Source organism: Mycolicibacterium confluentis, from assembly GCF_010729895.1.
GTDB classification, from domain to species: domain Bacteria; phylum Actinomycetota; class Actinomycetes; order Mycobacteriales; family Mycobacteriaceae; genus Mycobacterium; species Mycobacterium confluentis.
The window spans coordinates 452,094-474,644 of the sequence record NZ_AP022612.1; the positions used below are offsets into that span (position 1 = coordinate 452,094).

The following is a 22,551-nucleotide window of genomic DNA, read 5'->3' on the forward strand; positions in this document are numbered from 1 at the left end:
GCTTCAGTTCTGGTAACGCTCGACTTCGTCGCCGGGGCGCACGCTGGCATCGCCGGGATCCCCTCCGCTGGAGCGGAGCGCGCGACGCTGGCGCAGCAGGTCCCAGCACTGGTCGAGGGCGATCTCGATGTTCCGCAGGCGGTCGTGTTCCTCGGATTCGGTGATCTCGCTCTTCTGCAGGCGCGACCGGAGAGCCTTCTCTTCGGCCACCAATTCGTGAATGCGGGACAGGGTGTCTCTGTCGTCGGATTGGTGCTGTGCAGCCATCTTGCAAGTGTGCCCGATCGAGAGGCCGCGGACTAAGGTCATTGCAATGACGAACAAACCTGAGATCGAGTTCCCCGACGGCCCCGCGCCGGCAGAACTGGTCATCGAAGACCTGGTGGTGGGCGAGGGCGCGGAGGCGGTGCCGGGTGGCACGGTCGAGGTTCATTACGTCGGCGTCGAATATGACACCGGCGAGGAATTCGACAGCTCGTGGGATCGCGGGCAGAGCATCGAGTTCCCGTTGCGCGGGCTGATCCAGGGCTGGCAGGACGGCATTCCCGGAATGAAGGTCGGTGGACGGCGCAAGCTGACCATTCCGCCCGCACAGGCATACGGCCCCGCGGGCGGCGGGCACCGGTTGTCCGGCAAGACGCTGATATTCGTGATCGACCTGCTCGGCACGCGCTAACAGCAAACTGCTTTTCCTCGACGACGGCCGGGGCGGTGATATCCGCCTCGGCCGTCGCTGGCTATTCAGTCAGGGTTTGTGGATCCCGTCCTTCCTGGATGCCGGTGTTCTAGGCTAAAAGTCGTTCACGTGAGCTAACCGAATGCACGACGATGGAGGTCCAATGTCGGATCCCGAAGAAACGCGCACTGTCACAGGGTGGCGAACGGCATCCAGGCTCTACCGTCAGTCCCCGGGAATCGGGTGGTTATTGGCGCTTTTGGCCATTCCGCTGTTGCTCGGACTTCTGGGCTGGGGCCTGCTTGATAAGTCCGCCCAGGACACCGAGGTGTCGCTGCCGAGTACAGCGCCGTCGGTCACAGTCCCACCGGCGAGTGCACCCGAGGTGACGGTGCCGGCCGTGGCCTCAGCGCTGTCGATTCTGCGCAATGGCAATGACATCACCCTCACTGGCGACCTGCCCGATGAGGCCGCCAAGAATGGACTGCTCGATTCACTCCGCGGTGTTTTCGGCCCGGATGTGAATCTGATCGATCAGTTGAACATCAAGGCCGGCGTCGACGCTCCGGACCTCTCCGGTCTGGGCGCGGTGTTCAAGGCTGCGGTCGACATCCCAGACTTCAACTGGAAGCTCGACGGCGACACCATCACCTTGACGGGCACGGCGCCGACCGAAGAGGTCAAGGCGGCAGTCGAGGCGGCCGCCACGTCCGCGTGGCCGAACGTCAAGATCGACAACCAGATTCGCGTCGGTGCTCCGGGTGCCCCCGGTGCAGCCACGCCTGCTCCGGCTTCGCCCGCGCCGGCGCCCGCCGGTGAATGCGCGAACCTGCAGGCCGACATCACCGCGGCACTCAACGCGCCGATCAACTTCCAGACCGACGGTTTCACGCTGACGCCGGGCAGCCAGCAGATGCTGAAGCAGGTGGCGCAGAAGATCACGGCGTGCCCCGAGGTTCGGATCAAGGTCGACGGCTACACCGACAGCAGCGGCAACGACGCCATCAACGTCCCGCTGAGCGGCAACCGCGCCAAGGCCGTGGCGGACTACCTGGTGTCGCAGGGCGTCGGGACCGATCTTGTGACCTCACAGGGACACGGTTCGGCCAACCCGATCGCCAGCAACGACACGGCCGAGGGCAAGGCCAAGAACCGTCGCGTCGAGATCACGGTCAGCTGAGGAGGATTCGACATGGACTTCGTCATTCAATGGCTCTGGTACCTGTTGGCGTTCCTGGTCGGCTCTCTTGTCGCCTGGCTGATCGCCGTCGTCACGATTCGGCGCACCAGCGAGGAGGAGGCGTTCGCCGACCTGCCCGGTTCGCGTCAGATAGGAGAAACACGATGAGCGACGTGAACTGGTGGCTGATGGCCTTGGCGTTCGTGCTCGGCGTGCTGTTGACGCTCGCCTTCATGATCCGCCGGGTCACCCGTGAGGTGCCGATTTACGCCCCGCTGGGTCGCGGCCCGAAGGGTGACGTGGGCGCGCCCACGGTGGATACGTCGGGTGCATCCGAAGCCTCGGGCGCCTCCGGTGCCAAGGCCGCGGGCCTGGCCGCAGGTGCCGGTGCTGGCGTCGCGGGGGCTGCTGCCGCAGCGAAGGCGACCGGGGGCACCGGTGACGTGGAGATCGCCGACGAGGCGCCATTCGGTGCCGGGTCGGTGCGCCTGGCGTCGGGAAGTGCGACGGGCCCGTCGGGGTACACGATCAAGGGCAACGAGGACTCGATGCTCTACCACACCACCGAAAGCCCGTCGTATGAGCAGACCGTCGCCGAGGTCTGGTTCCAGAAGGTCGAGGACGCCGAACGCGCGGGCTTCCAGCGCTGGGATATCCGCAGCCAGGGCAATAAGTAGAACGCCCGCAAAATGTGCGGAATTGCAGGCTATTCGTCGAAAAAGCCTGCAGTTCCGCACAAAACGCTGCGGTGTGACCGCGCTACTGCGTCCTGAGCACAAACCCCACGCCGCGCACGGTGTGCAGCAGACGCGGCGCACCACCGGCCTCAAGCTTGCGCCGCAGGTACCCGATGAACACGTCGACGACGTTGGTGTCGGCCGCGAAGTCGTAGCCCCACACCAGTTCGAGCAGTTGAGCCCGTGAGAGCACCGCGGTCTTGTGCTCAGCGAGCACGGCCAGAAGATCGAACTCACGCTTGGTCAGGTCGACGTCGACACCGTTGACGCGGGCACGGCGGCCCGGGATGTCGACCTCGAGCGGACCGACCGCGATGGTCTCGGACGAGAACGTCGCGGTGGCGCCGCGTCGGCGCAGCAGCGCCCGCACCCGCGCGACGAGTTCGGCAAGTACGAACGGCTTGACGAGGTAGTCGTCGGCTCCGGCTTCCAGGCCGGCGACCCGGTCGTCCACCGAACTGCGGGCCGACAGCACGCAGACCGGCACGTCGTTGTCCATGGCCCGCAGCGCGGTCACCACGCTGACGCCGTCGAGCACGGGCATGTTGATGTCGAGCACGATCGCATCCGGCCGGGTCTCGGTGGCGCTGCGCAGTGCTTCGGCGCCGTCGACCGCGGTCGAGACCTCGAAACCGGAGAGTCGCAGACCGCGCTCAAGGGACGCCAGCACGTCGGCATCGTCATCGACGACCAAGACCCGAGGGGAACCTGCACCACTGTCCATGTCGCCAATCTTGCCTGATCGCTGCCCGCGAACGTGGGAAGCGGTTGACCTCATCAATGGTTGAGGTCTTAGCGTGGCCGTCATGGATCCACGCCAAGCGACGGCCAACCCGGCCTTCAGGACGTATCGCCGCAGGTCGACGGCGATCGGCTGGCGCGGTGAATTTCGGTTGCCCGACGTGCGAGCATCGGAATCAGGGGTCCGGCCATGGCGTTGATGTCGCACGGGTCGGGTAAGTGTGAGAGCACGCATCTGCAATTGAGGAGCGATGAGCCGTTGGCAGCGTCGATAGCACCGCCGCCCGCCCGGATCAGGGGCAGTTCCGACCTGATCCGGCTGCTGCCGTACCTGCTGCCGTACCGGGCCCGCTGGATCACGATGATCGTGGTCGCGCTGGTCAGCCTGGGCGCCACGATCGCGATCCCGCTGATGACCAGGGCCGTCATCGACGGCCCTGTGCGTCATCAGGACCAGCAGGGGCTGTGGATTCTGGGCGCCGCCGCGCTGGGGGTCGGCATCACCGAAGCGGTCCTGTGGTTCATCCGGCGCTGGCTGGTGGCGCGCGCCACGATGGGCGTGGAGGCCGACATCCGCAAGGATCTCTACGCGCGCCTGCAGATCCTGCCGATGTCCTTCCACGGCCGCTGGGAGTCCGGCCAACTGCTGTCCCGCGTCATGAACGACCTGGCGACCATCCGTCGCTTCCTGTCGTTCGGGCTGGTGTTCCTCCTGCTCAACGTCATCCAGATCACCGTGGTGACGGGCATCCTGCTGGCGATGTACTGGCCGCTGGGCGTCGTCGTGGTGGTGTCGATCGTGCCGATCACGTTGACCGTGCTGCATTTCGAGCGGCAGTTCACCCGGTTGTCCCGGCAGGCCCAAGATCAGTCCGGCGTGGTGGCCACCCACGTCGAGGAGGCCGCACTGGGCGTGCGGGTGGTGAAGTCATTCGGCCGCGAGGAGTACGTGTTCGACAGGTTCGACACCGAGGCCACAGCGCTCTACGACCTTCAGGTCCGCAAGGTCGGGGTGTCGGCGCGGTTCTGGACCCTGCTCGAGGTCATCCCCAACCTGACGCTGATCGTGGTGCTCGGATTCGGGGCGTACGCCGCCGGCCACGGCCTGGTGACGATGGGAACCCTGGTCGCGTTCATCACGATGATGCTGTCGCTGGTGTGGCCGATCGCGTCGCTGGGGTTTCTGCTGTCGATGATGCAGGAGTCGATGACGGCGTCCAACCGCATCGCGGAGATCTTCGACGCGCCTCGCGAGATCGAGGACGGACCGATCGCGGACCCGCCGCGGGCCGGCCGGCTGGAACTCGTCGATGTCGGGTTCCGGTTCCCTGGTGCCGCCGAGAGTGCCCTGCGGCACGTCAACCTCACGATCGAACCGGGCGAAACGGTGGCCCTGGTCGGTGCGACCGGGTCGGGCAAGTCCGTCCTGGTGGCGCTGTTGTCCCGCTTGTATGACGTCACCGAGGGCCGAATCCTGCTGGACGGCATCGACATCCGCGACATGACGCTGTCCGCGCTTCGCGGCGCGGTGGCCACGGCGTTCGAAGACCCGACGCTGTTCTCGATGTCGGTGGCCGAGAACCTGCGCCTGGGCCGGTCCGAAGCCAGCGATGAGGACCTCGCCCGCGCCATCGACATCGCCGCGGCCGACTTCGTCTACGACCTGCCCTACGGCCTGGACACCCGGATCGGCGAGCAGGGCATGAGCCTGTCCGGCGGTCAGCGTCAGCGCCTGGCACTGGCCCGGGCCATCCTGGCCGACCCCAAGGTCCTGGTCCTCGACGACACCCTGTCCGCGCTGGACGTGCACACCGAGGCCGAGGTCACCGAGGCCCTGCATCGGGTGCTGGGCGGGGTCACGGGAATCGTTGTCGCGCATCGGGCTTCGACGGTCCTGCTGGCCGACCGGGTCGCGCTGCTGGCCGACGGGCGCATCACCCATGTCGGCACTCACACCCAACTGTTGGCGGAGGTCCCGGAGTACCGGGACCTGCTGGCCGCCGACGACGGGCTCAACGACGACCTCGAATGCGCCACCACCTGGGAGGCCGACGAGGAGTGGAATCGGTTGGGCCGCACATACACCGAACAGAGTCGGGACGAGGAGGTGAGCGATGAGCGAGACAGTCTGGCGCGGCCGGCTGGACGAGAAGGCCGACGATGACCTGCCGATCGACGAGGCGCTGCCGCGGCGGCGCGAGGCACGCGATCTGCTCTACTCACTGCTGACGCCGTTCCGGGCCACCGTCGCGGTGCTGGCCGTGATCGTCGTGGTGGAGAACGCTGCCCGGCTCTCAGTGCCGCTGCTGGTGCAACGCGGTATCGACCGCGGCATCCCACCGATCGCCGAGGGCGGACCGGCGCGCGAACTCATGATGATCGTGGCCGCGCTGTGCGTGGTGGTGTGCGTGCAGGCCGTCAGCCGGATGGTGTTCCTCAAGCGCTCCGGTCAGGTGGGGCAGAAGGTGCTGCTCGAACTGCGGCGCCGCGTGTTCCGCCACTTCGGCCGCCTCGACGTGGCGTTCCACGACCGCTACACCTCCGGTCGCGTGGTCAGCCGCTCGACCAACGACATCGAAGCCATCCAGGAGATGCTGCAGACCGGGTTCGACAGCCTGATCACCGCCGTGCTGACCCTCGGCGGCACCGCGGTCCTGCTGATCGTGCTGGACTGGCGCCTGGGCCTGGTGTGCCTGGTGGCCTTCCCCATCCTGGTTGCGCTCGCGGCCTGGTTCCGCACCGAATCGGCCAAGACCTACCGTGAGGTGCGCGAGAGCGCCGCCCTGGTGATCGTGCAGTTCGTCGAGACCATGACCGGCATCAAGGCCGTGCAGGCCTACCGGCGCGAGGGCCGCAACCAGGAGATCTTCGACGACGTCGCCGACCGCTACCGCGACATCAACGAGAAGACGTTCAAGCTGGTCGCGATCTTCATGCCCGGCGTCAAACTGGTCGGCAACATCACCACGGGCGTGGTGCTGCTCTACGGCGGCTACCGAGTGCTGCACGGCGAAATGACGATCGGCACGCTCACCGCCTTCCTGCTGTATCTGCGGATGTTCTTCGAGCCCATGCAGGAGATCACGCAGTTCTTCAACACCTTCCAGTCCGCCTCCTCGGCACTGGAGAAGCTGGCCGGCGTACTCGCCCAGAAGCCCGCGATCGCCGATCCCGAGCACCCGGAGACGCTCACGACGGTGCGCGGCCAGGTCGAACTCGACCACGTGGGGTTCTCCTACGTGCCCAATCGGCCCGTGCTGCCCGACCTCGACCTCGTGGTGCCCGCGGGTCAGACCGTCGCATTGGTGGGCACCACCGGGGCCGGCAAAACCACCATCGCGAAGCTGATCGCGCGGTTCTACGACCCGACGTCCGGGGTGGTCCGACTCGACGGGATCGACCTGCGGAACCTCCCTCAGGACGAACTGCGCCGCCACGTCGTCATGGTCACGCAGGAGAACTTCATGTTCTCGGGCACTGTCGCCGACAACATCCGCTTCGGCCGCCCCGAGGCCACCGACGCCGAGGTGATCGCCGCGGCCGAGGCCGTCGGAGCCGACCGGTTCATCGCGGCCCTGCCCGACGGCTACGAGACCGACGTGGCCAAGCGCGGTGGTCGGCTGTCGGCCGGACAGCGCCAACTGGTGGCGTTCGCGCGCGCGTTCCTGGCCGATCCTGCGGTGCTGATCCTCGACGAGGCGACGTCCTCACTCGACATCCCCAGCGAGCGGATGGTGCAGCGCGCCTTGAAGACCGTGCTGGCCGATCGCACGGCCCTGGTGATCGCCCACCGGCTTTCGACGGTTGAGATCGCCGACCGTGTGCTGGTGCTTGAGCATGGCCGGATCCTCGAGGACGGCCCACCCGCCGAACTGGTCCGCGGCGACGGGCATTACGCCGCACTGCATGAGGCCTGGGTGCGGTCGCTGGTCTAGGGAATCAGGCGCGCGCGCCGGGCCCGACTGACAGCCTCATGCCGCGTGCTGGTGCCGAGCTTGGCCGCCGCGCTGCGCAGGTAGCTCTTGACGGTCTCGGGCTTGAGCGAGAGGCGTTGGGCGGCTTCCTTGTTGGTGCAGCCCAGCGCCACCTGGGACAGGACGTCGAGTTCCCGTGACGTCAGAGGGACACTGCCCGGCGGATGTTCGGCGGTCAGCAAGTCGGCCAGCCGGCGAAGCTGCCCCTGCAGTGGCGCCGGGGCATCGACGGCAAGGCGGCGAAGTTCGGCGTGCACCTCCCGCACCTGCTCGGGGCGTGCCGCGCCGTCACCGAACTGGGCGGTCTGCGCGTCACGCAACCGAAGCCTGCGGTCGACCTCGTCGCGGATGGTCAGTTCATGGCTCAGTCGGCGCGCCGAGGACAGCATCGCGGCCGCGGTGCGGTCGCCGATCGGTGCCGCGTCGCGGTGGGCGCCGTAGAGCACGGCGCGGGGCCTGCCGTCGACCAGGACGGGCACCGCGAGGATCGAGGTGATGCCCTCGGTGAGCACCGGTTCGTCGTAGTCGTGGGTGATCGCCGAGGCGCGCCGGTAGTCGGGCACCGACAGCGGGCGCCGCGCCACCACGGTCGCCCCGCCGAGTCCGGCGCTGGGCCGCACCGCCAGCCCGCGCATCGCGGCCGTGCGCGTGCCGAGGAACTCGGTCAGCAGCAGGGTGTCCCCGTGCACCTCGCCGCCGAAGGTCAGCGGCAGACCGGTCTCGGTGGCCACCGACCGCAGTTCGGCACGCAGAGCGTCGGCGTCGCGCGGACGCAGCAACCGTTCGACGGGCATCGGATCTACCCTCTTTCGGGGGTGGCGGTGGGGCGGGTGTGACGTAGATCCTATTCCCCATGGGATCGAATACAGATCGCTATCGCAGCGCGCGCGATCAGCTCGTCACTGTTCTCACCGACTACGACAAAGCGGTCGCCACATTCGAGTGGCCCCGTCTGGAGGGCACGTTCAACTGGGCGACCGACTGGTTCGACGTGATCGCCCGCGAGCCCGGTACCGCCGAACGCCTGGCGCTGTGGATCCTCGAAGAGGACGGCAGCGAAACCAAGGTCACGTTCGCGCAGATGGCGAGCCGTTCCGACCAGCTCGCCACGTGGCTGCGCGCCCTCGGCGTAGGCAGGGGCGACCGGGTGATCCTGATGCTGGGCAACCAGGTCGAACTGTGGGAGTCGATGCTCGCGGTCGCCAAACTGGGCGCCGTCGTGATGCCCACGACGGGAGCGCTGGGTCCGGCCGACCTGGCCGACCGGATCAGCCGGGGCGCGGCGCGGTTTGTGATCGCCGACATCGTCGACGCGCCGAAGTTCGACGACGTCGAGGGTGACTACGGACGCATCGTGGTCGGGGGCGACCTGCCGGGGTGGCGGTCCTACGCCGAGTCGGCGGACGTCGAATCCGAGGGCCCGTTCCAGCCGGGCACCGCGGTCGACGACCCTCTGCTCGTGTACTTCACCTCCGGCACCACCAGCCGTCCCAAACTGGTCGAGCACTCCCAGACGAGCTATCCCGTCGGGCATATGTCGACGATGGCCTGGATCGGCGTCCAGCCCGGGGACACCCACCTGGCGATCAGCAGCCCCGGATGGGCCAAGCACGCGTGGAGTTGTTTCTTCGCGCCGTGGATCGCCGAGGCCACGATCTTCGTCTACAACTACGCGCGTTTCGATGCCGCGGCGCTGCTGGACCAGCTCCGCAGGGCCGACGTCAACACGTTCTGTGCTCCTCCGACGGTGTGGCGCATGCTGATTCAGGCCGACCTCGGTGAGCGGCCTGCGGGTCTGCGCGAAATCCTCGGTGCCGGTGAGCCACTCAACCCCGAGGTGATCGGCACCGTCGAGCGGGCCTGGGGGCTGACCATCCGCGACGGGTTCGGCCAGACCGAGACCACGCTGCAGATCGGCAACACCCCGGGACAGCCGGTCAAGGCCGGATCGATGGGCCGGCCGATGCCGGGCGTGCCGGTGATCCTCGTCGACCCGCTGAGCGGTGAGCTCGCCGACGAGGGTGAGATCTGCCTGGACCTCAGCCAGGCTCCGCTCAACCTGATGACGGGTTATCTGGGCGATCCCGAGCGCAACCGGGAGGTGATGGCCGGCGGTCACTACCACACCGGTGACGTCGCCAGCCGTGACGAGGACGGCTACATCACCTACATCGGACGCACCGACGACGTGTTCAAGTCTTCGGACTACAAGGTGTCGCCCTTTGAACTGGAGAGCGTGCTCATCGAGCACCCGGCTGTGGTCGAGGCAGCGGTGGTCCCGCAACCCGACGACACCCGCCTGGCGATTCCGAAGGCCTATGTGACGTTGGCCGAGGGCTGGGCCGACGGCGCCGAGACGGCCCGCGCGATCCTCGAGTACTCGCGCGATCACCTGGCGCCGTACTTGAAGGTGCGTCGCGTCGAGTTCGCCGAGCTGCCGAAGACCGTGTCCGGCAAGATCCGCCGGGTCGAACTGCGCAGACGTGAAGAGGATGCGCACCGGGACGGCACCCCGATCGCCACCGAATACCGCTACGAGGACCTGCTCCGATGAACGCTGTGTCCGAGTCCTACGCCGCGGGCCCCACCGATCGCCCGATTCTCGAGGAGACGGTGGGGGCCAACTTCGAACGTGTCGCGGCTGAGCACCCCGACACCGAAGCCCTTGTCGACGTGGCCGGTGGGCGTCGCTGGACCTACGCCGAACTCGACGACGACATCAACACCACGGCAAAGGCGTTGATGGCCCTCGGCATTCAGCGCGGTGACCGGGTCGGCATCTGGGCGCCGAACGGTCCTGAGTGGGTCATCGTGCAGTTCGCCACGGCGAAGATCGGCGCCATTCTGGTCACGGTCAACCCGGCCTACCGCACCAGCGAACTGGCCTACGTGCTGGGCCAGTCCGGCGTGCGGACGCTGATCTCGGCGGCCGGGTTTCGCGACGCCGACTTCGTGGCAATGGTGGCCGAGGTCAGATCCGACGCGTCCGAGTTGGTCGACGTGGTGTTTCTGGGCACCGACGACTGGTCGAACCTGCGGGCGCGCGCCGACGAGGTCAGTGAGGACCAACTGCGGGCCCGGATGGCGAGCCTGTCGAACCACGATCCGATCAACATCCAGTACACGTCCGGGACAACGGGTTTCCCCAAAGGGGCCACGCTGTCGCACCGCAACATCCTCAACAACGGCTACTTCGTCACTGACCTGATCAAGCTCGACGTGGGGGACCGGTTGTGCATCCCCGTGCCGTTCTACCACTGCTTCGGCATGGTCATGGGCAATCTCGGCTGCACGACCCACGGTGCCACAATCGTGATTCCCGGCCCCGGTTTCGACCCCGGATACACCCTGCATGCGGTCCAGAAAGAAAGGTGCACAGGGGTTTACGGCGTCCCGACGATGTTCATCGCGATGCAGTCGCACCCGTCGTTCGAGAACTTCGATCTGTCCTCGCTGCGGACCGGCATCATGGCGGGCGCGGTGTGCCCAGTCGAGGTGATGAAGCGCTGCGTCGGCGATATGCACATGTCCGAGGTGGCCATCGCCTATGGCATGACCGAGACATCCCCGGTGTCGTGTCAGACCCGCATCGACGACGATCTGGAACGCCGGACCGCCACCATCGGTCGTGCGCACCCGCACGTGGAGATCAAGATCGTCGACCCGGACACCGGTGTCGTCGTGCCGCGAGGCGAACCGGGCGAATTCTGCACCCGCGGTTACTCGGTGATGCTGGGCTACTGGAATGACGAGGCCAAGACGCGCGACGCCGTCGACGCCGACGGGTGGATGCATACCGGGGATCTGGCGGTCATGCGCGAGGACGGCTACTGCACGGTGGTCGGGCGGATCAAGGACATGGTGATCCGCGGCGGCGAGAACATCTATCCGCGTGAGATCGAGGAGTTCCTCTACGCCCACCCCGACGTCGAGGACGCGCAGGTGATCGGTGTTCCCGACGAGAAGTACGGCGAGGAGATCTGCGCCTGGATCCGGATGCGACCGGGGCGTGCCGCGCTCACCGTGGAGTCCTTGCGGGAGTACGCCTCCGCCAAGTTGGCGCACTACAAGATTCCGCGCTACGTGCACGTGGTCGACGAGTTCCCGATGACGGTCACGGGCAAGGTGCGCAAGGTCGAGATGCGCGAGGAGACCGCGCGGATCCTTGGACTCTGACGGTCAGGGCAGTCCCAGCAGGCGGTAGCGCCGCAGCCTGGCCGCCATTCGGTTGGCGTCCGGTGTGTCGGACAGGCGCGCGACCTCGAACCCGATCGCCTGCGCCAAGCGTCTCGTGAACTCCATAGGTTCATCGGCCGCGTCGGGGTGCTCGGGCACGATCACGTCGACGATGCCGTTGCGCAACAGGTCCGCTGACCGAACGCCTTGGGCGGCAGCCAGTTCCGGGGCGTGTGCGGTGTCGCGGAAGACGATCGCACTGGCGCCCTCCGGCGGCAGTGGGGCCAGCCAGCCGTGCAGTGCGGCCAGCACACGATCGGCGGGCACCATCGCCAGCGCGGGACCGCCGCTGCCCTGACCCATCAACACCGAGACCGTCGGGACGTCCAGGGTCACCAATTCGGAGAGGCAGCGGGCGATCTCGCCGGCCAGACCGCCCTCTTCGGCCTCCTCCGACAGCGCTGGGCCCGCGGTGTCGATGACGAGCACGAGTGGCAGCTTCAGGCCCGCGGCCAGCGCCATCCCGCGGCGGGCCTCACGCAGCGCGGCGGGGCCGACCGTGCCGCCGACCACGCGCTGCTGACCCAGCACGACCACCGGTTGGCCGCCGAAGCGCGCGAGCGCCAGCAGCGTCGTCGCACCCTCACCGGCCCCGGTGCCGGACAGCAGGACTCGCTCGGTGGCGCCGTGGCGCAGCAGATGTCCCACGCCGGGCCGGTCGGGTCGCCGCGAGGCCTCAACGGAATCCCAGGCGGGCACGTCGGGGATCGGTTCGTCCGCAAGCGGTGTGGGCGGGGGACCCGGAGGGTCGGCGACGACCTTCAGCGCCCAGTCCAGCGTGCGGCGCAAGCCGTCCAGCGGCACGACACCGTCGATCACGCCGTGGTGGCGCAGGTTCTCGGCGGTCTGCACACCGGACGGGAACGGCTCCCCGTAGAGGTGCTCGTAGACCCGCGGGCCCAGGAACCCGATCAGGGCCTTCGGTTCGGCGATCGTGATGTGCCCCAGTGACCCCCACGACGCGAAGACGCCGCCGGTCGTCGGGTGGCGCAGATAGACCAGGTAGGGCAGGTGGGCGCGCTTGTGCAGGGTGACCGCGGCGGCGATCTTGACCATCTGCAGGAACGCGACGGTGCCCTCCTGCATGCGGGTGCCGCCGGAACTCGGTGACGCCAGCAGCGGTAGATGCAGTTCGGTGGCCCGTTCGACGGCCGCGGTGATGCGCTCGGCGGCGGCCACGCCGATGGACCCGGCCAGGAAATCGAACTCGCAGGCCACGACGGCCACGCGCCGGCCGAACACCGTGCCCTCGCCGGTGACCACGGACTCGTCGAGTCCCGTCGCGGCCCTGGCCGCCGCCAGTTCGTCGGCGTACTGCGCTGACATCGAGACCGCGATCGGCGGGGCGTCCCAGCTGACGAAGGATCCCGGGTCGAGCACCGTGTCGCGAAGTTGGAGGGCGCTGATGCGGCTCACGGGACGAGGGTAGTCGGGGCCTTCTCGGCTTGAGACTGGAGCCGGGGGGTGTCTCTGTTGCCGCGCGTCATCAGTTGGTGACGCCCGAGGAGCCTTGCTGTGCCCCGGTCGCCGCGTCATCAGTTGGTGACGCCGTGGGGAGGAGGGGTGTGGGGGAGAGGAGCGGAGAGGTGGGTGTGTCCCGGTTGCCGCGCGTCACCACTTGTTGACAGCTGCACACGACATCGAAGCTCAGAACCCATATCTGTCGGAGGCTTACCGCACGCTCACCCCATGGCCGAAAAACCATGGTGGGAGACCGACCCGACCATCCTCGAAATCCGGCGGAGATCGGACGAGGAATTGCAGCGACTGGCCGACGCGGCGAGACCGATCGATGACTCCCCGGACCCCGTCCTGCACGAGATCTGGTCCGGTGCGTGCGTCCGCGGCCTGCGTATGGCCAGGGAGAAGCTGGCGGCGGCCCGCGAGGACTACGAGGAGGCCGTGCTCAAAGCCCGGAGGGCGGGCCTGTCGTGGGGCGAGATCGGCGCTGTGCTGGGTGTCTCCCGCCAACAGCTGCATCGCAGATTCCGCGACCGTGACTAGGGTGGGCCCATGATCGGTATCACCCGCGACGACCATGTCATGACGATCGAGTTGCAGCGCCCGGAGCGCCGCAACGCACTCAACAGCGAACTCGTGGACGGCCTGCGTGAGGCCATCCAGCACGCCGGCGAACAGGACATCAGGGCCATCGTCCTGACCGGGCAGGGCACGGTGTTCTGCGCCGGTGCTGACCTGTCCGGCGATGTGTTTGCCGCCGACTTCCCCGACAAAGCGCTGGCGCTGAACCTCGCGATCGACAGGGTGCCCTTCCCCGTCATCGCCGCCATCAATGGCCCGGCCATCGGTGCGGGCCTGCAGTTGGCCATGGTCAGCGACCTGCGGGTGGTGGCACCCGACGCCTTCTTCCAGTTCCCGATCGCCAAGTACGGGCTGGCATTGGACAACTGGAGCATCCGGCGCCTGGCCACCCTTGTGGGTCACGGTCGGGCGCGCGGCATGCTGCTGGGCGCCGAGCGGCTGTCGGCCGACGTGGCGTACCAGACCGGGCTAGCCAACCGCATCGGCACGCTGGAGGACGCGCAGGCCTGGGCCGCCGAGATCGCCGGCTTCGCACCGCTGTCGTTGAAGCACTCCAAGCGCGTCCTCAACGACGACGGCGCCTACTCGCAGGACTGGCCGCCGCTGCACAAGGAGATGTTCGACAAGGCCTGGGCCAGTAAAGACGTGATCGAGGCGCAGGTGGCTCGCATCGAGAAGAGACCCCCCAACTTCGTAGGCGCGTGATGCTCCGCCAGGCCATCCGAGTAGTCGGGGGAACCGCCGCTCTCGCGACGGGTGGCTGGGTGCTGCGTGCCCTGCAGGGCGCCCCGGCCGCGCTCGGCGCCGGACCCGTCGAGATCGCGGGCGTGGCGGGCGGATCGCCCAACTACCGCGAGGGTGTGTTCCACAACCTCGAACCCGCATCGCCGGTCGAACTGACCCGCCAGGAGCAGTGGCGCCTGGTCCACGACATGTTCGGCGGCACGTCGCAGCGCCCCGAGGGCACCATTCCGCTCGTGACGCCCGAGACGGGAAAGCCCGCGGCCGACCTGGCCGTCACCTGGTTCGGACACTCGTCGGCCGTCATCGAGGTCGACGGGTATCGCATCCTCGCCGACCCGGTGTGGAGCGAACGCTGCTCACCGTCGAAGGTCGTCGGCCCCCAGCGACTGCATCCGGTGCCCGCTCCGCTGGAGGCACTGCCCGCGATTGATGCGGTGATCATCAGCCACGACCACTACGACCACTTGGACATCAGCACCGCGCAGCACCTGGCGGGCAGCCAGAACGCGCTGTTCTTCGTGCCGCTGGGCATCGGTGTGCACCTGCGTGGCTGGGGCATCCCGCACGACCGCATCGTCGAACTCGACTGGGGACAGGCCCAGCAGCTCGGTGAGCTGCAGATCGTGTGCACCCCGGCGCGGCACTTCTCGGGCCGGTTCCTGACCCGCAACGCCACGCTGTGGTCGTCGTGGGCCGTCATCGGGCCTCGGCACCGCGCGTTCTTCGGCGGGGACACGGGCTACACCACGAGCTTCGCCGACATCGGCGCCGAATACGGCCCATTCGACCTGACGCTCATGCCCGTCGGCGCCTACCACCCGGGCTGGCCCGACATCCACATGAACCCCGAGGACGCGGTGCGCGCCCACCGTGACGTCACCGACGCGGGCAGTGGGCTGTTCATCCCGATTCACTGGGCCACCTTCCGGCTTGCGCCGCACCCGTGGTCCGAACCGATCGAGCGGATGCTCATCGCGGCCCGCGACGCGCAGGTCGCTGCGGCGGTGCCGCGCCCTGGACAGCGCGTGGATGCGACGGCCCTGATCAGCCCGCCCGACGACGACGTGTGGTGGCAGATCTGACCCCGCCGCCCGCGGCTGGCCTCGGCGAGCAGGTCTAGCCAGCGCGTACCGGGGTGGCCGCTCCCGCGGTCGGCTACCGTTTGCGTCTGTGAAACGAGCCGCGGCCCTTGCCGCACTGGTGGTGTTGCTGGCTGGCTGCCAGTCGCCCAAACGCGACGCCTCTCCGACCCTGTCTGATGTCCCGCCGCCACTGGTTCCGGCGATGGAACTGCCCGCCGCGGCCGTCGACAACGCGGTCGCCCAACTCGACCGGATCGCCGACGAGTTGATGCAGTCCTCGGGCATCCCCGGCATGGCCGTCGCGGTCGTGCACGAGGGCAAGACGGTGTACTCCAAGGGGTTCGGACTCAAAGATGTCCACGCCGGGGACAAGTTGGAGAACCGTGTGCGGTCCGACACGGTGTTCCAACTGGCATCGCTGTCGAAGTCGCTGGCCGCCACGACCGTCGCCGCGCAGGTCGGTGCGGGGTCCGTCGGCTGGGACACGCCGCTGGTCACCCACCTGCCGTGGTTTGCGTTGTCCGACCCCGCGGTGACCAAGATGGTCACGGTCGGCGACATGTTCTCGCACCGGTCGGGCCTGCCCGATCACGCGGGCGACAAACTCGAGGACCTTGGCTACGACCGTCGGTACGTGCTGGAACGCCTGCGCGACCTGCCGTTGGCGCCGTTCCGGGTCTCCTACGCCTACACCAACTTCGGGCTGACCGCCGCGGGGGAGGCCGTCGCCGCGGCAGCCGGCCAGCCGTGGGAGCAGTTGGCCGAGGACGTCCTCTACCAGCCGCTGGGCATGTCGTCGACGAGTTCACGGTTCGCCGACTTCGAAGCGCGGAAGGACAAGGCGCTGGGGCACATCCGCATCGACGACGGGTACGAGCCGCTTTACAAGCGGGACGCCGATCCCGAAGCACCCGCGGGCGGGGTGAGTTCGTCGGTCACCGACCTGACCAAGTGGCTCGCGCTGATCCTGGCCGACGGCCGACACGGCGACGATCAACTGATCCCGGCCGAGGCGCTGCTGCCCGCCGAGACGCCGCAGATCGTGTCGGGTCCGCCGTCGGAGCCGGCCATGCGGACCGGGTTCTACGGATACGGCTTCAACGTCGGCACCACGTCGGCCGCGCGCACTCAACTGAGCCATTCGGGGGCGTTCGAACTGGGCGCGGGCACCAACTTCCTGATCATCCCGTCCGCCGACGTGGCGATCGTCGCCCTGACCAACGCCACCCCGACCGGCGTCCCGGAGACGCTCACCGCGGAGTTCGCCGACCTCGTGCAGTTCGGCGAGGTCCGCGAGGACTGGCGCACGCTCTACAAGAACGCGTTCGCGGAGATCGACGCCCCCGTCGGATCCCTGGTCGGTAAGCCGCGACCGACGGCGCCGACCGCGGCACCGCCGGCGGCAGACCTCGTCGGGGACTACCGGAACGACTTCTGGGGCACGGCCACCGTCAGCGAACGCGACGGAGTGCTGACGCTGGCGTTGGGCCCCAACGCCGAACCGTGGCCACTGACCCACTGGGACGGGGGCGTCTTCACCTTCAGTTTCGTGAGTGAGAACTCACCGCCCGGCAGCATTTCCAAGGCTACGTTCGACGGTGACAAGCTCACGTTGGAGTACTTCGACACCGAGGGCAAGGGAACCTTTACGCGATGACATCTGAAGCGGCGGCGGTCGCACCCCTGTCGGGTCTGACCGATGCCGAGGTGGCCGCTCGGGTCGCCGCGGGCCAGACCAACGACGTGCCCACCAGGGCCGCCCGCAGCGTGTCCGAGATCGTCCGGGCCAACGTGTTCACGCGCATCAACGCCATCCTCGGGGTGCTGTTCGTGATCGTCGCGTCCACCGGATCACTCATCAACGGCCTATTCGGACTGCTGATCATCGCCAACAGCGCCATCGGCATCATCCAGGAGATCCGGGCCAAGCAGACGCTGGACAAACTCGCGATCGTGGGGCAGGCCAAGCCGACGGTGCGCCGCCAGTCCGGGACGTCCCCGCTGCCGCCCAACGAGGTTGTGCTCGACGACGTGATCGAGATCGGCCCCGGCGATCAGATCGTGGTTGATGGCGTGATCCTGGAGGAGGCCAACCTCGAGGTCGACGAGTCCCTGCTCACCGGTGAGGCCGATCCGATCGCCAAGGACGCCGGCGACGCCGTGATGTCGGGCAGTTTCGTGGTGGCCGGCACCGGCGCCTACCGCGCCACCAAGGTTGGGCGCGAGGCCTACGCGGCCAAGCTCGCCGAAGAGGCCAGCAAGTTCACGCTCGTGAAATCCGAACTGCGCAGCGGCATCAACAAGATCCTGCGGTTCATCACCTACCTGCTGTGGCCCGCCGGTCTGCTGACGATCTACACCCAACTCTTCACCACCGACGCCGGTTGGCGGGAGTCGGTGCTGCGCATGGTCGGTGCACTGGTGCCGATGGTCCCCGAGGGCCTGGTGCTCATGACCTCGATCGCGTTCGCGGTGGGCGTGATTCGGTTGGGGCGCAGGCAGTGTCTGGTCAACGAACTGCCCGCGATCGAGGGTCTCGCCCGCGTCGACGTCGTGTGCGCGGACAAGACCGGCACGCTGACCGAGAACGGGATGCGGCTCTCGGAGCTCAAACAGCTTGGCGACGAAGATGTCTCGGAGGTGCTGGCCGCGCTGGCCGCCGATGACCCGCGGCCCAACGCCTCGATGCAGGCCATCGCCGAGGCCTACGGCGACTCGCCCGGGTGGACCGCCACCGCGACGGCACCGTTCAAGTCGGCCACCAAATGGAGTGGCACGTCCTACGGCGAACACGGCAACTGGGTGATCGGCGCCCCCGACGTGCTGCTGGACCCGTCGTCGGCGGCTGCGGAGGATGCCGAGCGCATCGGCGCGCAGGGTCTGCGGGTGCTCATGCTGGGCTCGTCGGACCGGTCGGTCGACGCCCCCGACGCGCCCGGTATGGTCACCCCGGCCGCCCTGGTCGTGCTGGAGCAGAAGGTCCGTCCCGACGCCCGTGAAACGCTGGAATACTTTGCCGATCAACAGGTCTCGGTCAAGGTCATCTCTGGCGACAACGCGGTGTCGGTGGGTGCGGTGGCGGGTTCGCTGGGTCTGCACGGCGAGACGATGGACGCCCGCCGACTGCCCGAGGACACCGGCGAACTGGCCGACACCCTGGAGGAGTACACGACCTTCGGCCGAGTCCGCCCGGACCAGAAGCGCACCATGGTGCACGCCCTGCAATCGCGTGGGCACACCGTGGCCATGACCGGCGACGGCGTCAATGACGTGCTGGCGCTCAAGGATGCCGACATCGGCGTGGCGATGGGGTCGGGCAGCGCCGCCTCGCGGGCCGTGGCCCAGATCGTGTTGTTGGACAACAAGTTCGCCACCCTGCCGTATGTGGTGGGCGAGGGCCGTCGCGTCATCGGCAACATCGAACGAGTCTCCAACCTGTTCCTGACCAAGACCGTGTACTCGGTGTTCCTTGCACTGCTGGTCGGCTTGGTGGGTTTGGGGTCCAAGCTGTTCGGCGGCGACCCCCTGCTGTTCCCGTTCCAGCCCATTCACGTGACCATCGCGGCCTGGTTCACCATCGGCATTCCCGCGTTCATCCTGTCGCTGGCGCCCAATAACGAACGCGCCCACACCGGGTTCGTGAAGCGCGTGATGCTGGCCGCGCTGCCGTCGGGTCTGGTGGTCGGTGTCGCGACGTTCATCTCGTATCTGGCCGCCTACGACGGGCAGTACGCGCCGGCGGTGGCGCAGACCCAGGCCTCGACCGGAGCGCTCATCACACTGCTCATCAGCGCCTGGTGGGTGCTGGCCACAGTGGCCCGCCCCTACGAGTGGTGGCGAGTGCTGCTCGTGGTGTGTTCGGCGCTGGCCTACATCGTGATTTTTTCTCTGCCGCTGGCTCGTGAGTGGTTCATGCTCGACCCGTCGAATATGGCCGTGACCTCCAGGGCTGTGCTCATCGGCCTGGTGGCGGCGGGCCTCATCGAGGCGCTGTGGTGGCTGCAGGGCCGCATCCTGGGCGAGCCGAGGCGGTTGTGGCGAACTTCCTGAGCCGCCAGAATTGCCGAGGGCACGAACGCTGTCCGTGACGAGAGGTGGGGCAATGTCATTCCTGGACAAGGCAAAGGACCTGATCGGCAAGAACACCGAGAAGGTTGAGCAGGCCATCGACAAGGCCGGCGACTTCGTCGACGACAAGACCGGGGGCAAACACTCCGCCACCGTCGACAAGGTGCAGGACGCGGCCAAGAACGCCGCAGAGAAGCTCAAGGACACCCCCGGCAACGACAAGCCGCCCGCCTGACACAATCGCCCTATGGCGAAGCTGTCTCTGTCCGTGGACGTGCCGCTCCCACCCGAGAAGGCGTGGGAGTACGCGTCGGATCTCTCCCGCTTCAAGGAGTGGCTGACCATCCACCGGGTCTGGCGCAGCCCACTGCCCGAGACCCTGGAGAAGGGCACGACGCTCGACTCGATCGTCGAGGTCAAGGGCATGGCCAACCGGGTCAAGTGGACGATCGTGAACTACAAACCGCCGCAGTCGATGACCCTCAACGGGGACGGCCGCGGTGGCGTGAAGATCAAGCTGATCGCCAAGATCAAGCCCGCGGACGACGGGTCGTCGGTGGTCACCTTCGACACGCACCTGGGCGGTCCGGCGCTGTTCGGCCCGATCGGCATGGTGGTCGCGGGCGCGCTCAAGGGCGACATCCGCGAGTCGCTGAACAACTTCGTGAAGGTCTTCGCGAGCTGACCTTTCTTTTCCCGCGAGCGTGCGGGTTGGTACGCAACACGCCGCCCCAACCCGTGCAGAAGCGGCCTCTCGCGCACGTGTGAGGGGCCGCTCGCGGGCAAAACCTCAGGGCAGCGGCACCCGCCACACCAACCGCGCCCCGCCGTCCGGCGTCGCGCCCAGGTGAAGTTCACCGCCGCATTCGGTGGCCCGCACCGCCAGGTTGGCCAGGCCGCTGGGGGTGGTGTGCTCGGGATACCCGTCCCCGTTGTCGACCACGGTGACGGTGAGGTTGTCGTCGACGGCGACGGTGACGGTCACCGTCGATGCGCTGGCATGCCGCACGACGTTGCTCACGGCCTCGCGCACCACGGCCTCGGCGTGGTCGGCCAGCGTCGCCTCGACGACCGACAACGGCCCGCTGACGTGTAGGTTCGGCCGCACCGGGGAATTGGCCGTCATCTGGGCGACGGCCTGTTCGAGCCGTTGCCGAAACCGTGTCACGCTGCCGCCGTGCAGATCGAAGATCGCGGTGCGGATCTCCTGCACCACGTCCTGCAGGTCGTCCAGCGCGGTCGAGATGCGTCGCGCCGTGCCCTCGTCGGTGGTGCGGGCGCCCTGCAGCGACAGGCCCACCGCGAAAAGCCGCTGGATGACGTGGTCGTGCAGATCGCGCGCGATGCGATCCCGGTCCGACAGCACGTCGAGTTCGCGCATCCGTCGTTGCACCGATGCCAGGTGCAGCGCCAGCCCGGCCTGGTCGGCGAACGCGGCCATCATCGGAAGCTGCTCGTCGGTGCATGCGGCGCCGTCGCCGGCCACGCACACGAGCACGCCCGACACCGCGTTGGGCTCGCGCATCGGCAGCACCAGCGCCGTCCCGCCGTTGTCGCCGAGATCGCTGAAAGCCTTGACGCGCAGCGGTTTCTGCATGGAGAACACCTGCCCGACGACGCTGTCCTCCACGTCGACGGAGCGCCCGAGCAGGTCGTCGCGGGTGGCCGCGGTGACGGTCAACTCCCCGGGTTGATCCCCGGGCACCAACAGCGCGCTGTACGAACCATGGATCAGGTTGAGCGCCTCGTCGACGATCTGGCGGTGCACCTGCGCGGGCTCATCACCGGCCAGCAGGTTGGTGCTGATGTCGCGGGTGGCTTCGATCCACTCCTGGCGGGTGCGCGCGGACTGATACAGCCGGGCGTTCTCGATCGCGATGCCCGCGGCGGCCGCCAGGGCCTGCACCAACACCTCGTCGTCCGCGGTGAACTCGGCCGCCCCGGTCTTCTCGGTCAGGTACAGGTTGCCGAACACCTGCTCGCGGATGCGGACCGGTACGCCCAGAAAGCTGTGCATCGGGGGATGGTGCGGCGGAAAACCCACGGCCGCCGGGTGCTGGGAAAGGTCGGGGATCCGGACGGGTTCGGTGGTGCTGAACAGCAGGCCCAGCACGCCCTTGCCCGACGGCAGGGGGCCGATTCGGTGCCGCGTGGCGTCGTCGATGCCTTCGTAGAGGAACCGCTCGAGCAGGTGTTCCGACCCCGTGGGCGCTGCGACACCGAGCGCGCCGTAGCGAGCCCCGACGAGGTTCATCGCGGTGTCGACGATGGTCTGCAGGGCCTGCTCGAGGTCCAACTCCGAGGTGACCGCGAGCATCGCGTCGACCAGGCCGTCACGAACCCGGACGTCGGACTGCTCACTCACGGTTCTGCCGAAGCTCGGCGGCCAGCAGCGCGGCCTGCGTGCGGCGATGCATACCGAGTTTGGCCAACAGCCGCGACACGTAGTTCTTGACGGTCTTCTCCGCCAAGAACATCCGCTCGCCGATCTCGCGGTTGGTCAGGCCCTCGCCCAGCAGTTCCAGCAGCGTGCGTTCGGTGGCGGACAGGTCGTGCAGGCGATCGTCCTCGGTGTCGTCGGCCTTGGTGTTCTCCCGCAGCTTGGACATCAGTGCGGCGGCAGCCCTGTTGTCCAGCAACGACTTTCCGGAACCGACCTCCTTGATGGCCTGTGCAAGCTCCATTCCGCGGATGTCCTTGACGACGTAACCGCTGGCGCCGGCCAGGATCGCGTCGAGCATCGACTGCTCGTCGGTGAACGACGTCAGGATCAGGCAGCGCAGTTCGTCGTGCGCGGCGAGCAGGTCGCGGCACAGGTCGATGCCGTTGCCGTCGGGCAGGCGCACGTCGAGGACCGCGACGTCCGGGCGGGCCGCCGGGATCCGCGACTTCGCCTCGGCCACCGACCCGGCTTCACCGACCACCGTCAGGTCGGGGTCGCCGCTGAGCAGATCGACGAGGCCGCGCCGAACCACCTCGTGGTCGTCGACCAGAAAAACCGAGATCACCGACCCAGATTAGTGCCAGTGCGTGCCGCCGTCGGCCGGGGGACTTTGGTCCCGGATCTCGG

21 protein-coding genes are annotated in these 22,551 nt (G+C 67.9%); 15 read left to right on the plus strand and 6 right to left on the minus strand.

Features of this window, described 5'->3' with window-relative positions:
* Positions 1 to 3 precede the first annotated feature (3 nt).
* Positions 4 to 267: a DUF2630 family protein gene (locus G6N34_RS02060; RefSeq protein WP_085155347.1), complete on the minus strand. Its 264-nt coding sequence runs from the start codon at positions 265 to 267 to the stop codon at positions 4 to 6.
* A gap of 46 nt (positions 268 to 313) precedes the next feature.
* Here G6N34_RS02060 and G6N34_RS02065 point away from each other — a divergent pair, with 46 nt between their 5' ends.
* From G6N34_RS02065 to arfC, 4 genes are all read left to right on the plus strand, one after another.
* Entirely contained in the window at positions 314 to 676 is a 363-nt protein-coding gene (locus tag G6N34_RS02065; protein WP_085155345.1) for an FKBP-type peptidyl-prolyl cis-trans isomerase, read from the plus strand.
* A 163-nt stretch (positions 677 to 839) separates the two neighbouring features.
* Positions 840 to 1,856 carry a channel-forming protein ArfA/OmpATb gene (gene arfA, locus G6N34_RS02070; RefSeq protein ID WP_085155343.1) on the plus strand — a complete coding sequence of 339 codons (1,017 nt, stop codon included), beginning with the start codon at positions 840 to 842 and terminating at the stop codon, positions 1,854 to 1,856.
* A 12-nt stretch (positions 1,857 to 1,868) separates the two neighbouring features.
* Positions 1,869 to 2,024, plus strand: a complete 156-nt coding sequence (gene arfB, locus G6N34_RS27560; RefSeq protein WP_165763673.1) for a channel accessory protein ArfB — start codon at positions 1,869 to 1,871, stop codon at positions 2,022 to 2,024.
* Complete coding sequence (gene arfC, locus G6N34_RS02075; RefSeq protein ID WP_085155342.1) at positions 2,021 to 2,533, plus strand: channel accessory protein ArfC, sunset domain variant; 513 nt, start codon at positions 2,021 to 2,023, stop codon at positions 2,531 to 2,533. Before arfB ends, arfC begins: the two co-directional genes overlap by 4 nt.
* Before the next feature lie 82 nt (positions 2,534 to 2,615).
* Here the strand turns inward: arfC and prrA are convergent, their stop codons facing one another.
* The gene (gene prrA / locus G6N34_RS02080) at positions 2,616 to 3,326 is read right to left on the minus strand and encodes a two-component system response regulator PrrA (protein ID WP_163645601.1); all 711 of its coding nucleotides are present in this window, start codon (positions 3,324 to 3,326) and stop codon (positions 2,616 to 2,618) included.
* A gap of 207 nt (positions 3,327 to 3,533) precedes the next feature.
* On the opposite strand from prrA, the gene G6N34_RS02085 reads away from it, so the two are divergent.
* Both G6N34_RS02085 and G6N34_RS02090 read left to right on the plus strand, forming a co-directional pair.
* Positions 3,534 to 5,498: an ABC transporter ATP-binding protein gene (locus G6N34_RS02085; protein ID WP_085155463.1), complete on the plus strand. Its 1,965-nt coding sequence runs from the start codon at positions 3,534 to 3,536 to the stop codon at positions 5,496 to 5,498.
* Complete coding sequence (locus G6N34_RS02090) at positions 5,449 to 7,269, plus strand: ABC transporter ATP-binding protein (protein ID WP_085155338.1); 1,821 nt, start codon at positions 5,449 to 5,451, stop codon at positions 7,267 to 7,269. The genes G6N34_RS02085 and G6N34_RS02090 overlap by 50 nt, the downstream gene beginning before the upstream one ends.
* Here G6N34_RS02090 and G6N34_RS02095 read toward each other — a convergent pair.
* The gene (locus tag G6N34_RS02095; RefSeq protein WP_085155336.1) at positions 7,266 to 8,102 is read right to left on the minus strand and encodes a helix-turn-helix transcriptional regulator; all 837 of its coding nucleotides are present in this window, start codon (positions 8,100 to 8,102) and stop codon (positions 7,266 to 7,268) included. The two genes, G6N34_RS02090 and G6N34_RS02095, sit on opposite strands and share 4 nt — an antisense overlap.
* A 59-nt stretch (positions 8,103 to 8,161) precedes the next feature.
* On the opposite strand from G6N34_RS02095, the gene G6N34_RS02100 reads away from it, so the two are divergent.
* Both G6N34_RS02100 and G6N34_RS02105 read left to right on the plus strand, forming a co-directional pair.
* The gene (locus G6N34_RS02100; RefSeq protein ID WP_085155334.1) at positions 8,162 to 9,862 is read left to right on the plus strand and encodes an AMP-binding protein; all 1,701 of its coding nucleotides are present in this window, start codon (positions 8,162 to 8,164) and stop codon (positions 9,860 to 9,862) included.
* On the plus strand, positions 9,859 to 11,484 hold the full coding sequence (locus G6N34_RS02105; RefSeq protein WP_085155332.1) for an AMP-binding protein: 1,626 nt from the start codon (positions 9,859 to 9,861) through the stop codon (positions 11,482 to 11,484). Before G6N34_RS02100 ends, G6N34_RS02105 begins: the two co-directional genes overlap by 4 nt.
* A 3-nt stretch (positions 11,485 to 11,487) precedes the next feature.
* Here G6N34_RS02105 and G6N34_RS02110 read toward each other — a convergent pair whose 3' ends face one another.
* Positions 11,488 to 12,960 carry a carboxyl transferase domain-containing protein gene (locus tag G6N34_RS02110; protein ID WP_085155330.1) on the minus strand — a complete coding sequence of 491 codons (1,473 nt, stop codon included), beginning with the start codon at positions 12,958 to 12,960 and terminating at the stop codon, positions 11,488 to 11,490.
* A gap of 273 nt (positions 12,961 to 13,233) precedes the next feature.
* Between G6N34_RS02110 and G6N34_RS02115 the strand changes: the two genes are divergently transcribed.
* The 7 genes from G6N34_RS02115 (at position 13,234) to G6N34_RS02145 (ending at position 20,166) form a co-directional block, all read left to right on the plus strand.
* On the plus strand, positions 13,234 to 13,548 hold the full coding sequence (locus G6N34_RS02115) for a hypothetical protein (protein ID WP_234813067.1): 315 nt from the start codon (positions 13,234 to 13,236) through the stop codon (positions 13,546 to 13,548).
* A 9-nt stretch (positions 13,549 to 13,557) separates the two neighbouring features.
* Positions 13,558 to 14,292 carry an enoyl-CoA hydratase gene (locus G6N34_RS02120; RefSeq protein ID WP_085155328.1) on the plus strand — a complete coding sequence of 245 codons (735 nt, stop codon included), beginning with the start codon at positions 13,558 to 13,560 and terminating at the stop codon, positions 14,290 to 14,292.
* Positions 14,292 to 15,413: an MBL fold metallo-hydrolase gene (locus G6N34_RS02125; protein WP_085155326.1), complete on the plus strand. Its 1,122-nt coding sequence runs from the start codon at positions 14,292 to 14,294 to the stop codon at positions 15,411 to 15,413. The genes G6N34_RS02120 and G6N34_RS02125 overlap by 1 nt, the downstream gene beginning before the upstream one ends.
* 88 nt (positions 15,414 to 15,501) lie before the next feature.
* Positions 15,502 to 17,070, plus strand: a complete 1,569-nt coding sequence (locus tag G6N34_RS02130) for a serine hydrolase (RefSeq protein WP_085155325.1) — start codon at positions 15,502 to 15,504, stop codon at positions 17,068 to 17,070.
* Positions 17,067 to 19,463: a cation-translocating P-type ATPase gene (locus G6N34_RS02135; RefSeq protein WP_085155323.1), complete on the plus strand. Its 2,397-nt coding sequence runs from the start codon at positions 17,067 to 17,069 to the stop codon at positions 19,461 to 19,463. Before G6N34_RS02130 ends, G6N34_RS02135 begins: the two co-directional genes overlap by 4 nt.
* A gap of 52 nt (positions 19,464 to 19,515) precedes the next feature.
* Positions 19,516 to 19,716, plus strand: coding sequence for an antitoxin (locus G6N34_RS02140; RefSeq protein ID WP_085155322.1), 201 nt, complete (start codon positions 19,516 to 19,518; stop codon positions 19,714 to 19,716).
* A 12-nt stretch (positions 19,717 to 19,728) separates the two neighbouring features.
* Positions 19,729 to 20,166 (plus strand): type II toxin-antitoxin system Rv0910 family toxin, encoded by a 438-nt coding sequence (locus G6N34_RS02145; protein ID WP_085155320.1) that lies wholly within the window; start codon positions 19,729 to 19,731, stop codon positions 20,164 to 20,166.
* A gap of 105 nt (positions 20,167 to 20,271) precedes the next feature.
* Here G6N34_RS02145 and G6N34_RS02150 read toward each other — a convergent pair whose 3' ends face one another.
* Together G6N34_RS02150 and G6N34_RS02155 are read right to left on the minus strand one after the other, a co-directional pair.
* Positions 20,272 to 21,846, minus strand: coding sequence for a sensor histidine kinase (locus tag G6N34_RS02150; protein ID WP_234813066.1), 1,575 nt, complete (start codon positions 21,844 to 21,846; stop codon positions 20,272 to 20,274).
* Positions 21,839 to 22,489: a response regulator transcription factor gene (locus G6N34_RS02155; RefSeq protein ID WP_085155318.1), complete on the minus strand. Its 651-nt coding sequence runs from the start codon at positions 22,487 to 22,489 to the stop codon at positions 21,839 to 21,841. Before G6N34_RS02155 ends, G6N34_RS02150 begins: the two co-directional genes overlap by 8 nt.
* Between the last annotated feature and the right edge of the window lie 62 nt (positions 22,490 to 22,551).

Excerpts from the sequence above, each read along its gene's own strand:
- G6N34_RS02145 (WP_085155320.1), top strand. The coding sequence starts at position 19,729 with ATGGCGAAGCTGTCTCTGTCCGTGGACGTGCCGCTCCCACCCGAGAAG.
- G6N34_RS02060 (WP_085155347.1), bottom strand. The coding sequence starts at position 267 with ATGGCTGCACAGCACCAATCCGACGACAGAGACACCCTGTCCCGCATT.
- G6N34_RS02120 (WP_085155328.1), top strand. The coding sequence starts at position 13,558 with ATGATCGGTATCACCCGCGACGACCATGTCATGACGATCGAGTTGCAG.
- G6N34_RS02135 (WP_085155323.1), top strand. The coding sequence starts at position 17,067 with ATGACATCTGAAGCGGCGGCGGTCGCACCCCTGTCGGGTCTGACCGAT.
- G6N34_RS02115 (WP_234813067.1), top strand. The coding sequence starts at position 13,234 with ATGGCCGAAAAACCATGGTGGGAGACCGACCCGACCATCCTCGAAATC.
- G6N34_RS02125 (WP_085155326.1), top strand. The coding sequence starts at position 14,292 with ATGCTCCGCCAGGCCATCCGAGTAGTCGGGGGAACCGCCGCTCTCGCG.
- G6N34_RS02085 (WP_085155463.1), top strand. The coding sequence starts at position 3,534 with ATGTCGCACGGGTCGGGTAAGTGTGAGAGCACGCATCTGCAATTGAGG.
- arfA (WP_085155343.1), top strand. The coding sequence starts at position 840 with ATGTCGGATCCCGAAGAAACGCGCACTGTCACAGGGTGGCGAACGGCA.
- G6N34_RS02065 (WP_085155345.1), top strand. The coding sequence starts at position 314 with ATGACGAACAAACCTGAGATCGAGTTCCCCGACGGCCCCGCGCCGGCA.
- arfB (WP_165763673.1), top strand. The coding sequence starts at position 1,869 with ATGGACTTCGTCATTCAATGGCTCTGGTACCTGTTGGCGTTCCTGGTC.
- G6N34_RS02105 (WP_085155332.1), top strand. The coding sequence starts at position 9,859 with ATGAACGCTGTGTCCGAGTCCTACGCCGCGGGCCCCACCGATCGCCCG.
- G6N34_RS02140 (WP_085155322.1), top strand. The coding sequence starts at position 19,516 with ATGTCATTCCTGGACAAGGCAAAGGACCTGATCGGCAAGAACACCGAG.
- arfC (WP_085155342.1), top strand. The coding sequence starts at position 2,021 with ATGAGCGACGTGAACTGGTGGCTGATGGCCTTGGCGTTCGTGCTCGGC.
- G6N34_RS02095 (WP_085155336.1), bottom strand. The coding sequence starts at position 8,102 with ATGCCCGTCGAACGGTTGCTGCGTCCGCGCGACGCCGACGCTCTGCGT.
- G6N34_RS02090 (WP_085155338.1), top strand. The coding sequence starts at position 5,449 with ATGAGCGAGACAGTCTGGCGCGGCCGGCTGGACGAGAAGGCCGACGAT.
- G6N34_RS02100 (WP_085155334.1), top strand. The coding sequence starts at position 8,162 with ATGGGATCGAATACAGATCGCTATCGCAGCGCGCGCGATCAGCTCGTC.